Origin of the sequence: Pseudomonas sp. Seg1 (genome assembly GCF_018326005.1) — a bacterium.
GTDB lineage: Bacteria > Pseudomonadota > Gammaproteobacteria > Pseudomonadales > Pseudomonadaceae > Aquipseudomonas.
The window spans coordinates 4,384,813-4,396,608 of record NZ_AP021903.1 but is presented as its reverse complement, the minus strand read 5'-3'; the positions used below and the strand labels follow the sequence as shown (position 1 = coordinate 4,396,608).

Below are 11,796 nucleotides of genomic sequence, written 5' to 3'. Positions count from 1 at the left end.
CTATCACGATCATTGATAGGGTGGCATTACGCCATTTGATGATCGCAAGGATATTGCGTGCCGTATTCGCTTTGCGCTGCTTCTCGTCGTCGTTCCACGCGTTGCCCGCTGTTGTCGGCCTTTGTGTTGAGTGTGTGTGCCTCCTCGCTTGAAGCTGCCGAACCTGTCGCGCCGGGCCAGGAAGTGTTGCGCCAGCAGCAACAGCAACAGCGCGATCTGCAACAACTGCAACTGGAACAAAGAAAGCGCCAACTGGAACGCGGCTCGTTCGGTCCGGCACCTGCCACGCCGACGATGCCGCAAACCGTCGCCCCCGATGAACGCTGCTGGCCGTTGAGCGGCACGCGTATCGGCGGCGTGACGCTGATCAACAGCGACAAACTCAACGCACGCATCAAACCGCTGCTGGCACCGTGCATGGGCGTCGGCCAGATCAATCATCTGCTCGCCACCATCACCGCGATCTACGTGGAGAAGGGCTACATCGCCAGCCGCCCGTATCTGGCAAGCGCTCCGGCGGCAGGCCAATCGCTCGACATCATGGTCGACGAGGGCTACATCGAGTCCATCGAACTGGCCGATCAGAGTCTGCCGGTGTCGCTGGGCGGTGCGTTCCCGGGGATGCTTGGCGGGCCGCTGAACCTGCGTGATCTGGAGCAAGGCCTCGACCAGTTGAACCGCCTGCGTTCTGTCGATCTGACCGCCGACATCGCCCCCGGCAGTCAGCCCGGCGCCTCGCGGATCATTCTGCGTTCACGCACCTCCGGGCAGTCGCGCTGGGCCTTGAATGCGGGGTTCGACAACCTCGGCAGCGCCAGCACCGGGCGCGACCGCGATACGCTCAGCCTGAGCCTCGACAGCCCGCTGGAACTCAACGACCTGTTGAGCCTCAGCGCCAGTGACACCTTGAATCAGGGTGATCGTTACAGTCGCAACGCCAGCCTGTATTACGCGATTCCCTACGGCTACTGGACCTACAGCGTATTCGCCAGCCACGCCGAATACCGCGCGCCGTTCAAACTGCCAAGCACGACTTTTCACAGCACCGGCATCACCGACCAGGTCAGCCTGCGCGCCGACCGTGTGTTGTGGCGCGACCAGAGCCGGCAGCTCAGCGCCAACCTGCAATTGGCGCACAAGGACGTCGACAGCTATCTGGAAAACGTGCGGCTGGGCATTCAGAGCCCGACCCTGACCGTGGCCGAAGCCGGGCTCAATCTGTTCTGGCTCGACCGTGCGGTGTGGAACCTCGACGTCAACTACGCCCAGGGCCTGCGCTGGTTCGGCGCCGATGACGACTCGCGGCAGCAGATCAACAACCTGCCCAAGGCGCAGTTCCACAAGTACCGCGCCAGCCTCAGTCAGTGGCGCAATGGTCAGTTCGGCGCGCAGACCTGGCAGTGGCAGAGCCAACTGAATTTGCAGTACAGCCCGGACCCGTTGCCGGCCATCGAACAACTGCTCGGCACCGACGATTCGGCAGTACGCGGCTATCGCGTCAGCAGCGCGTCCGGGGCCAGCGGCGCGATCTGGCGCAACACATTGCGGCTGCCGTTGCGCAGCGAGTGGCCTGTGCAGATGACGCCGCGTATCGGCCTCGACCACGGCTATATCAAGGCCGATCACGGCGCTCAGGGCCAACGCCTGAGCAGTGCCAGTGTCGGGCTGAATCTGGGCTGGAAAAACTTCAGTGTCGATGTCGATTACCAGCGTGCACTCAACACGCCGAACGGTCTGCAACATGAGCCTGAAACCTGGCTGATGCGCGTCGGTTTGCAAATATGAGCGCTACATAAACCAAGAATGCAGTGAACAAACAGCCGTTGGATCTGAGCGTGACAGCCACGGCCAAGACTAAATCGCGCGACGTGATGCCGTACTCACATGGAGACGTTTTTATGCCAGCACACACCTTTGCATTTCATCTTTCGCCTCGGGGCAAATTGCGCTGGGCAATTGCCAGCCTGTTCTTCGCCGTGCACCTGCCGAACGCGATGGCCGGCGGCGTCGTGGTCGCGCCGGGCCCCGGCGGCACTGCGCAATTGCAGACCCAGGGCGGTGTGCCCATCGTCAACATCGTCGCGCCCAACGGCTCGGGCCTGTCGCATAACCAGTTCCTCGACTACAACGTCGACCGTCAGGGGCTGGTGCTGAACAACGCCTTGCAGGCCGGGCAATCGCAACTTGCCGGGCAACTGGCGGCCAACCCGCAACTGCAAGGGCAAGCCGCGAGCGTGATCCTCAACGAAGTGATCAGTCGCAACCCGTCGGCGATCAACGGCGCACAGGAAATCTTCGGTCGTCCTGCCGATTACGTGCTGGCCAACCCGAACGGAATTTCGGTCAATGGCGGCAGTTTCATCAACACGCCGAACGCCAATCTGGTGGTCGGTCGCCCGGAATTGAACGACGGCAAACTGCAAGGTTTGAACACCCGTGACGCCAGTGGTCAGTTGCAGATCCAGAGCGGCGGCCTGCGTAACGCCGAGGGCTCGATCAACCTGATCGCCCCGCGTATCGACAGCCAGGGCGCGCTCACTGCCCGCGATCAACTGAACATCACGGTCGGTCGCAATCAGCTCGATTACGCCAGCGGCCAAGTGAAAACCGTGGACCCGGCGGGCAACACTGGCGATCAGCGCATCGACGCCAGCCTGTTCGGCGCGATGCAGGCCGGACGCATCAACATCGTCAGCACTGCTGAAGGGGCAGGCGTGCGGGTCGGCGCGGTGCAAGTGGCCGGGCGTGATGGCGTGCAGATTCGTTCCGCCGGTGACCTCAATGTCAGTGGTGAGGCCGTGACCAACAGCCTCGACGTAACCCGTGCAGGCATCCGCAGCAGCCAGGGCGATGTCGGTTTGCACAGCGGCAAGGACCTGACCCTGGCGGCCACCGATGTCAGTGGCCGCGACGTCTCCGTCGATGCCAAACGCAACCTGACCCTGAGCACGGTCGAGAGCCGCAAGCTCCAGGAGAAGCGCGAGAACTGGAACAACAGCACCATCGGCATCACTTGGGAAACTTACGACCGCACCCAGACCGACAGCGAATCGCGTCAGCACGGCAGCCAGATCGTTGCCAGCCGCGACGCGACACTGTCCGCCGGCAAGGACGCCGAACTCAAGGCCGCCAAGGTTGAAGCAGCGAAGAATCTTAAGGTGAAAAGCGGCGGCGATCTGCGCCTGACTGCCGCCACCGAAAGCCACACCCAGACTGATCAGGGCAATCACCGCAAGCACCTGTGGAAAGCCGACTGGAACACCAGCAGCGAAGAGCAGCGCAGCATCAGCAGCCAGTTGAAGGCCGGCAACATCGCCCTGCAAACCGCCGCTTTGTTGCGCTCCGAAGGCGCCGAGTTGGACAGTGCGGGCGACCTGCAACTGGCCGGCAAACAGGTGGAAATCACCACCGCCACGCGCACCAATCGCAGCAGCGACAACCGCTATTCCGGTGATCTGGTCGGCGGTGGTTTCTTCGGCAAGACCGGCGATGCCGACAAGGGCCAGACCCAGCATCAGGGCAGCAAGATCAACGCCGCCGGCAAATTGATCGTCAAGGCTGACGATGTGCGCATCAGTGGCAGCCAGGTCCGGGGCGACACCGAAGCGAGTGTCATCAGTCACAAGGGTTCGCTGGTCATCGACGGCGTGCAGGACACCTCGCACAGCAACAACCATGACAAGGACAGCAAGTTCTTCGGCATCACCAAGGACGAGTCACGCCAGAACGCCAAGGACAGCACCACGGTGCGCAGCGAACTGGTGTCCGACAGCAACCTCAAGCTCAAGAGCGCCAAGGACATCGAGGTGGCCGGCTCGACGGTCAAGGCGGGCGGCGCGCTGACGGCGGACGCGGCGGGGGATGTCAACGTGCATTCGGCGCAGAACAGCCACGACAGTACTGACAACACGCAGACACGCGGCTTCGATGCTTACGCCAAAGAGCAAACGCCGGAGCAATATCGCGCGGGGATTCATTACGAAGACAAGCAGCAAACCGTCACTAAAAACGATGTCACTCAGCAGGGCTCAAGCCTCAGCGGCGGCACCGTACAGGTGAAGGCCGGCGGCGATCTGACCATCAAGGGCGGCGAGGTGAAATCCACCGCTGGCGATACCAGCCTGAGTGGCAAGAATGTCTCGTTGCTGGCGGAAGAAGATAGCCACAAATCCTCCACCGACAAGACCAGCACCGGCGGCGGTTTCTACTACACCGGCGGCCTCGACCGCGCCGGCAGTGGCGTCGATTTCGCCCACGGCACTTCGCAGGACACCACGAGCAAAACCACTGCGCAAACCAGCAGTGTGCAGAGTGCCGGTGGCCTGACCATCAATGCCGACAAACTCGTCACCGAAGGCGCGCAGGTCAAAGCTGGCAACGGTCTGAACATCGCGGCCAAAGAAGTCGACAACCGCGCGGCGAGCAACACTGAAAGCAGCACTCACACCGAGAGCAACTGGTCGGCGGACATCGGCGCCAACGTCGAGTACAAAGACATCGCCCGACCGATTGCCGGTGTCGTCAAAGAGGTGTTGAACGGCAAGGTGCCGGACAAGGATGCGCTGAGCGATCTGGGTCAACCGAACGTCGGTATTGACGTTGCGATCGGCCATGGCAGCGCTGATAAAACCGAGCAAAGCAGCAACGCGGTAGTCAGCCGTTTCGACGGCGGCAGCGTCGATGTCAACGTCACCGGCACCTTGCGCGACCAAGGCACCCAGTACAACGCCAGCGCCGGCAAAGTGAACATCAGCGCCGAAAAACTGGTCGCCGATGCTGCCAGCAACACCCACAGCAGCAGCGACAATGCAGTCGATGCCAAGGTCGATGTGCGCGTCTACACCAAAACCGGTGAAGACGTGAACGTCGCCGGCAGCGGCGCGGGCGGCAGCAGCCAATCGACCAAGGACAGCTCCAGCGCGGTGGTTGGCGGTTATGCCGGCAGCCAGGGCGTGAACATTAAAACCGCCGGTGACGCGCAGTTTGAGGGCAGTCGATTCGACGGCGGGCAGGGCGGTGTCAACATCAAGACCGGCGGCGATCTGGCGCTGAATCAGGCTACCGACCGCCAGCACAGCAACGAGTCCAGCCTGCGCGGCAATGCCTCGCTCACAGTCGGCACGTTGCCGGGCACCGACGGCACCAACGTCGACCTCGGCGCTGGCTTCCAGCTCGATCACACGGGCAAGCAAACCACTGACACTCAGGCGCATGTCGCGAGCATCAGCGGTAACGGCGTGCAACTGAGCAGCGGCGGCAATCAGATTCAACAAGGCACGAAGATCGACAGCGCTGGCGCCATCGATTTGCACGCCGACGGCAAACTCGATCTGCAAGCCGCCACCAATACTCACGACGCCACCGGCAGCAATCTCGGCGGCGGCTTGAAGGGCGGCGGCAGCAAAACCAGCAGCGAGAAGAGCCGTGATCAGGGCGGCAATCTGAGTGGCAACTTCAACATCGGTCGGGTCAACGAGCACGCGCAAACCCTCACCGGTGGCCAACTCAGCAGCCAGAACGGTATCGCCCTGAGTGGTGATGCGGTTCATCTGCAAGGCACTCAAGTCGCAGCGCCAAGCGTAAACGTTGATGCGCAGAAGGGCGGCTACGTGCAGGAGTCGGCGCAGTCCACCGACAACCGCAACAACTGGAATGTGGCGCTGAATGCCGGTGGCAACCTGAGCAGCAAAACTCCGACCGCGGCCGATGAAAAGGCCAGCAGCGACCACGGTTTCAATGCCGGAGCCAAGGTGGGGGTGGATTACCTGCAGGGCACCACACAGCAGAACAGCCAGATCAAGGCTGACACGGTGGTGCTGAACAGCGCGGGTGATGCACAGCTGTCGGGTGCGCGGATCGAGGCGCAGAATGTCGGCGGCAAGGTTGCCGGTGACATGACTGTCGAAAGCCGTCAGGACTCGCAGACCCATGCCAAGGTTGATGTCGATCTAGGCCTGACCGCGAAGAAAAATCCACCGAGCGACAAGGAAGAACTCGCCGGCACCGACTACAAGCCGACCCTCAAAGCGCAGGGCGAATACGCGCACAAGGACAGCGTCAAGCAAGCCTCCGGCATCAGTGCCAGCCAGGGCGTGAACCTCAACGTCGGCGGCGCCACGCAACTGACCGGCGCGCGGATTTCCTCGTCTGAAGGCAAGGTTGATCTCGGTGGTTCGAAGGTCGGCAGCACTGATCTGAGCAACCTCGATTACGGTGTAAAAGCCGGACTTGATCTGCCGCAGAAGAAGAAGAAGGAGGAAAACGCACCCAAGGTTTCCTTTGAAGACGGCAACCTGAAAGTCGGCCCGGTCACCCTGAGCGGCCATCTGAATGGCCAGCCTCTGCAAGCCGGGATCGACGAGAAAGGCTAAAAACCATCGGTGGTGGCTGCACCCGAATCTGCATCCACCACCAGCCAACCCTGTGGGAGCGGGCTTGCTCGCGAAGGCGTCGTGTCAGTCAGCAGAGATGTCGACTGACCCAGCGCTTTCGCGGGCAAGCCCGCTCCCACATTTGTCTGTGGTCATTCACTCATCCCTGTTCGACCCTTTACGCCTCGCGATGGAAAAGCCGTCGGAGGCCGACTAGGGTGAGAGAGCGGGCGCAAACCACAATGGACTGACAGGGGCATGCTCATGGGCGATCGGAAAGGAAACTGGTGGATCGACAAAGGTGTATTGATGTCGGATCAGCGTGCGGAGGAGCTTGCCGCAGCCGCCGAGCAATTTCCGGATGAGTATGACCCGATGATTTTTCTCACCGGGGATGCTCACCGTGAGCCGCCTTTTCAATGGGCGGCTCGCGGTGTCTGGGCGAATTTCTTCCAGCCGCTGATTGAGGCCAACAAGATTGTCTGCCATGTCGAGCAGTATCCGCGCGCGGTCTCGCTGCAATCGGTACCGCCGCTGTTCGGGCCAGTGTTCACAAATGGCAAGGTCTTTGGTTGGGAGCATGAGGTTTTCCCTATCATCGAAAACCTGATGAAAAACTACATGAACAACGCCAATTGCTTTCCCAGTGCGGTGTCCGTCGGTTTGATCAAGGGCGTGCTGGGGGACAGCGCACGAGTGGCCGAAATGGGTTTTCTCAAAGCCGAGTACCAGGCCATCGTCGATTTCGCCAAGCCTTTTGTCGGGGAAAAATCCGCGTTCGAGAAATTCCAGGCGTTTGTCAGTTCCTCCTCCACGGTCAAGCCGATTCCCTCCACCGACGGTGCCAAATTCAAGGAGCTCTACTCGACGTATTACCGCGCCGGGATGGAATTGCGCACGGGTATTCACCAGCACATCGCCCCGAGGATCCAGCACCTGATCAACACCTACAGCGACCACATGCACTTGATCACCTGCGGCGATGCGCACTTGTTGGTCAATCCGCTCTATTTGTATTTGCAGCCGCCGACTGGCTGTTTCGGCATTGTCGATCCTGATCAGGACAAATGAGCGGCGATCTGTTCTCGTTGCGGTGCGCCAAGGAATAAATTGCCGGGCTTAATAGGAAGCATTACTATTCACGCCCTTTCCTCAGCACGCCACCCATACCCCCATGCGTCCCCGCAGACCCGGCTTTTTCGAGCACTACGAAGAGTTGATCGGCACCTGGACTCGTCGCCTGCGCAATCGCGCGCAGGCCGAGGATCTGGCGCACGACACCTTTGTGCGGGTGCTTGAGTCCGATTCGACAGCGGTGCAGCAGCCCCGGGCGTATTTGCATCAGACCGCACGCAATATCGCGGTCGATGGCTATCGGCGTGAGGACCGGCGCGGTGCCATGGAGTCGGAGGCAATCGATCATGGTGAGTCGTCGTCCGGCGACCCGGAGCATTACATGCATGCGATCCAGCTGGCCGACTCCATCGAACGCGCGCTCGCCGAGTTGCCGGTCAACTGCCGAAAGATCTTCGTCTGGCAGAAGATTGAAGGGCTCACCCAGGCGGAAATCGCCGAACGCCTGGGGCTGTCCAAGAACATGGTCGAAAAGTATATGATCCGCACCCTGCGGCATCTGCGTGATCGCCTCGACGGGTTGCAGTCATGAGCGACCGTGCTTTTTCATCCCCAGCCAAACAGGACATTCCATGATGGATACTCGTGATTGCGCGTGCGGGCAAACAACGGTGCGCGATGATGCGGCTCGCTGGTTTGTGCGTTTGCAGGAGTCGGCTGTCAGTACCGACGAGCAGCAGCGCTTCGATGCCTGGCTGAATGAACATCCGCAGCACCGTGCCGAATTTCAGTTGTTGCAAGGCTTGTGGTCAGCGGCGGATCTGCTGCCGGCGCCACGCCTCAAAGCCCTTATCGATACGCCACCGAGCCGTCGCGAACGGCGTCCGCTGCTGCGCTACGTAGTGGCGGCCAGTGTGCTGGCGGTGGCGCTTGGGCTCGGGCTGTTCAGCGGTTTGAATCATCCGGGCGGCTACAGCGCCGAATTCGCCACGGCGCTGGGTGAGCGCAAGCATGTAGCACTGCCGGATGGCTCGGTGATCGATATGAACAGCCGCAGCCGCTTGCAGGTGCGCTATGCAAAGGATCACCGGCTGATCGAGCTGACTGAAGGCGAGGCGATGTTCAGCGTCCAGCACGACAGCGCCCGGCCCTTCGTGGTCGAGGCCGGCAGCGGCAAGGTCACGGTCACCGGCACGCGCTTCGATGTACGTCGCGATGTCACGCAAACCCGGGTCGCGGTGGAGCAGGGCACGGTCAAGGTGCAGGGGCGTCATGCGCCGGACAATGAGTTCATCAGCCTGACTGCGGGCCTTGGCAGCTATGTCGATGCGCAGGGTAAAGTCGCGGCAGCCTATGCGGTCAATCCGGCCGAACTGACGGCGTGGCGCGGCGGCAAACTGGTGTTCACCAACGCCAGCCTCAGCGAAGTCGCCGCCGAAGTGTCGCGTTATCGCGAAAAACCATTGACCGTCGCCAACCCGACCGTGGCCAATCTGCGCCTGACTAGCGTGTTCAAATCCGACAACACCGACGCCTTGCTCAAGGCGTTGCCGAGCATCCTGCCGGTGGCCGTTCGCACCCTCGCCGATGGCAGTCAGGAAATAATTTCAAAATAAAATTCAGGTTTTTTTCGAGTTCATCGTCTTCCTGTTCAACTGCAACTGGTTTGCATTAACAGCCGCACACTCTTGCGATCCACAGGACTACGTTCGACGTGAAAACCACCACTGCCAACAACAAGAAATCCCCTTGGTTGCCGCTGGCCCTCGCGCTGGCGGTCAACGCTGCCATGCCTCTGGCATACGCTGCCGACGCCATTCATATCCGCGCCCAGCCACTGGGCCAGGCCCTGAGCGAACTGGGTCAGCAGACTTCGCTGCAAGTGTTTTTCAGTCCCGATCTGGTCGCCGGTAAACAAGCCCCAGCGGTGGATGGCGACATCTCTCCGGAACAGGCGCTGCGCCAATTACTGCAAGGCAGCGGTCTGGATTATCAGATCAACGAAGGGTCGGTGACCCTGTCGCCCGCGGCGACTTCCGCTGCCAGCAATGGCCCGCTGGAACTGGGCGTGACCGACATCAAAGTGGTCGGCGACTGGCTGGGCGACGCCAATGCCGCCGTGGTGCAGAACCACCCTGGCGCACGCACGGTGATCCGCCGCGAAGCGATGGTCGAGCAGGGCGCGATGAACGTCAGTGACGTGCTCAAGCGTGTGCCGGGCGTGCAGGTGCAGGACTCCAACGGCACCGGTGGCAGCGACATCTCCCTTAACGTCGGCGTGCGCGGCCTGACTTCGCGCCTGTCGCCACGCTCGACTGTGCTGATCGACGGCGTGCCGGCAGCGTTCGCGCCTTATGGCCAGCCACAACTGTCGATGGCGCCGATTTCCTCCGGCAACCTCGACAGCATCGATGTGGTCCGCGGCGCCGGGTCCGTGCGTTATGGGCCACAAAACGTCGGCGGCGTGATCAACTTCGTCACTCGGGCCATTCCGGAAAAAGCCACCGGTGAAATCGGCACCACGCTGGAAACCACTCGGTACGGCGGCTGGAAGCACATCGACACCGCATTCCTCGGCGGCACTGCCGATAACGGCATGGGCGTGGCGTTGCTGTACTCGGGCGTCAACGGCAACGGTTATCGTGAGCGCAATAACGGCAACGACATCGACGACGTACTGCTCAAGACCCATTGGGCTCCGACCGATCAGGACGATTTCAGCCTCAATTTCCATTACTACGACGCCAGCGCCGACATGCCCGGCGGTCTCACGCAAAAGCAGTACGACGACAAACCGTACGACTCGGTGCGTGACTACGACCAATTCACGGGGCGGCGCAAAGACGTGTCGTTCAAGTGGATTCGCCAGATCGACGAACGCACCCAGGCAGAAATCCTCACCTACTACACCGACAGTTTCCGTGGCAGCACCATCGCCGCCCGCGACCAGAAAACCCTCAGCTCGTACCCGCGTTCGTACTACACGCTGGGTATCGAGCCGCGCGTATCGCGTGTCTTTGATGTCGGCCCGACCACGCAGGAAGTCAGCGTCGGTTATCGCTATCTGAAAGAGGCGATGCACGAGCAGTCGAGCCGTGTGGCGCTGGTCAACAATCAGCCGGTGCTCACACCAACGTCCGATGGCCATGTGTTCCAGGACCGCACGGGCGGCACCGAAGCCAACTCGGTCTACATCGACAACAAGATCGACGTCGGCAACTGGACGATCACGCCGGGTATTCGCTTTGAACACATCAGCACTGACTGGCACGATCGCGCCGTGCTCGATACGGCGGGCAAACCGGTTCAGGAGAAAAACCGCAGCATCGAAAGCAACGAACCGCTGCCGGCGCTGAGCGTGATGTATCACCTGTCGGATGCGTGGAAGCTGTTCGCCAACTACGAAACGTCGTTTGGCAGCCTGCAGTATTTCCAGCTGGGGCAGGGCGGCTCGGGCGACCAGACGGCCAACGGTCTTGAGCCGGAAAAGGCCAAGACTTACGAGATCGGTACGCGCTACAACGATGACGTGTGGGGCGGGGAAGTGACGCTGTTCTACATCGACTTCGACGACGAACTGCAGTACATCAGTAACGATGTGGGTTGGACCAATCTGGGTGCGACCAAGCACCAGGGGATTGAGGCGTCGGTGCATTACGATATGGCGGCGTTGGATCCGCGTCTGGATGGCTTGACTGCGAATGCCGGTTTTACTTACACCCGCGCGACGTATGAAGGCGAGATTCCGGGGTTCAAGGGGCGTGATCTGCCGTTTTATTCGCGTCAGGTGGCGACGGTTGGTTTGCGGTATGACGTCAATCGCTGGACTTACAACATTGATGGGTTTGCCCAGTCGAAACAGCGTTCGCCGGGTACTGGGGTGAATGCTGATGGCAGCTTTAACGGCAATTACATCACTGACGGCACGGCGGATGGGCAGTACGGCGATATTCCGGGGTATGTGACCTGGAACGTGCGCGGGGGGTATGACTTTGGGCCTCAGGTTTCTAACTTGAAGTTGGGGGCGGGGGTGAAGAACGTTTTTGACAAGCAGTACTTTACGCGTTCGAGCGATAACAATTCGGGGATGTATGTGGGGGCGCCTCGGACGTTCTTTGTTCAGGCCAGTTTGGGGTTTTGACTGAGTACATATCCGTTGTTTTTGTTGGGGCGGCTTAGGGTTCCGCCCTTACGGCGGGTCACTTTTTCCAGACGCCGAAAAAGTAACCAAAAAGGCTTTACCCTGACGTACGGCCCTCGCTGTGGCTCGGGTTCCTTCGCTGCGGGATTGATCCGGGGGTCATCGCCTCCGGTTTGCTGCGCTGCACCTCCTCTCGATGTGCTTGGCTGC

The 11,796-nt window shown here is 60.9% G+C and carries 6 protein-coding genes; all 6 read left to right on the top strand.

Features of this window, described 5'->3' with window-relative positions:
- Positions 1 to 57: 57 nt before the first annotated feature.
- The 6 genes from KI231_RS19680 (at position 58) to KI231_RS19655 (ending at position 11,586) form a co-directional block, all read left to right on the top strand.
- Entirely contained in the window at positions 58 to 1,785 is a 1,728-nt protein-coding gene (locus KI231_RS19680; RefSeq protein ID WP_213026090.1) for a ShlB/FhaC/HecB family hemolysin secretion/activation protein, read from the top strand.
- A gap of 113 nt (positions 1,786 to 1,898) precedes the next feature.
- Entirely contained in the window at positions 1,899 to 6,371 is a 4,473-nt protein-coding gene (locus KI231_RS19675) for a hemagglutinin repeat-containing protein (protein ID WP_213026089.1), read from the top strand.
- 264 nt (positions 6,372 to 6,635) lie between these two features.
- Positions 6,636 to 7,442: a hypothetical protein gene (locus KI231_RS19670; RefSeq protein WP_213026088.1), complete on the top strand. Its 807-nt coding sequence runs from the start codon at positions 6,636 to 6,638 to the stop codon at positions 7,440 to 7,442.
- A 103-nt stretch (positions 7,443 to 7,545) separates the two neighbouring features.
- Positions 7,546 to 8,037 (top strand): sigma-70 family RNA polymerase sigma factor, encoded by a 492-nt coding sequence (locus tag KI231_RS19665; protein ID WP_213026087.1) that lies wholly within the window; start codon positions 7,546 to 7,548, stop codon positions 8,035 to 8,037.
- 40 nt (positions 8,038 to 8,077) lie between these two features.
- Complete coding sequence (locus KI231_RS19660) at positions 8,078 to 9,061, top strand: FecR family protein (protein ID WP_213026086.1); 984 nt, start codon at positions 8,078 to 8,080, stop codon at positions 9,059 to 9,061.
- Positions 9,062 to 9,159: 98 nt separating this feature from the next.
- A complete protein-coding gene (locus KI231_RS19655) occupies positions 9,160 to 11,586 on the top strand; it encodes a TonB-dependent siderophore receptor (RefSeq protein WP_213026085.1) in 2,427 nt (808 codons plus the stop codon).
- Positions 11,587 to 11,796: the final 210 nt, after the last annotated feature.

Excerpts from the sequence above, each read along its gene's own strand:
- KI231_RS19670 (WP_213026088.1), top strand. The coding sequence starts at position 6,636 with ATGGGCGATCGGAAAGGAAACTGGTGGATCGACAAAGGTGTATTGATG.
- KI231_RS19660 (WP_213026086.1), top strand. The coding sequence starts at position 8,078 with ATGATGGATACTCGTGATTGCGCGTGCGGGCAAACAACGGTGCGCGAT.
- KI231_RS19665 (WP_213026087.1), top strand. The coding sequence starts at position 7,546 with ATGCGTCCCCGCAGACCCGGCTTTTTCGAGCACTACGAAGAGTTGATC.
- KI231_RS19675 (WP_213026089.1), top strand. The coding sequence starts at position 1,899 with ATGCCAGCACACACCTTTGCATTTCATCTTTCGCCTCGGGGCAAATTG.